This window comes from Ligilactobacillus equi DSM 15833 = JCM 10991, assembly GCF_001435735.1.
Lineage (GTDB): Bacteria > Bacillota > Bacilli > Lactobacillales > Lactobacillaceae > Ligilactobacillus > Ligilactobacillus equi.
The window spans coordinates 426-1,118 of the sequence record NZ_AZFH01000199.1 but is presented as its reverse complement, the minus strand read 5'-3'; the positions used below and the strand labels follow the sequence as shown (position 1 = coordinate 1,118).

Here is a 693-nt window from a genome sequence, read left to right as displayed (position 1 = left end):
AGCTTCGAAGAGCGCAAGCGTATCAGGATCAACAAGTATGAGTGATTCAGCTTCGAAGAGCGTAAGCACATCCTCATCAACAAGTACGAGTGACTCAGCTTCGAAGAGCGCAAGCGCATCAGAATCAATAAGTGTGAGTGATTCAGCTTCGAAGAGCGCAAGCGTATCAGGATCAACAAGTGTGAGTGATTCAGCTTCGAAGAGCGCAAGCGTATCAGGATCAACAAGTATGAGTGATTCAGCTTCGAAGAGTGCAAGTACATCCGCATCAACAAGTACGAGCGGTTCAGCTTCGAAGAGCGTAAGCACATCAGAATCAACAAGTATGAGTGATTCAGCTTCGAAGAGTGCAAGTACATCCTCATCAACAAGTATGAGTGATTCAGCTTCGAAGAGTGCAAGTACATCCTCATCAACAAGTACGAGTGACTCAGCTTCGAAGAGTGCAAGCACATCAGAATCAACAAGTACGAGCGGTTCAGTTTCGATGAGCGTAAGTACATCCTCATCAACAAGTGTGAGTGATTCAGCTTCGAAGAGCGTAAGCACATCAGAATCAACAAGTACGAGTGACTCAGTTTCGAAGAGTGCAAGTACATCCTCATCAACAAGTGTGAGTGACTCAGCTTCGAAGAGTGCAAGTACATCCTCATCAACAAGTATGAGTGATTCAGCTTCGAAGAGTGCAAGTAT

1 protein-coding gene is annotated in these 693 nt (G+C 45.2%); it reads right to left on the bottom strand.

The annotated features are described in order from the left end of the window. Positions 1-693: hypothetical protein (locus FC36_RS12330; protein WP_268872454.1), on the bottom strand; the 693-nt coding region annotated here is incomplete at both ends.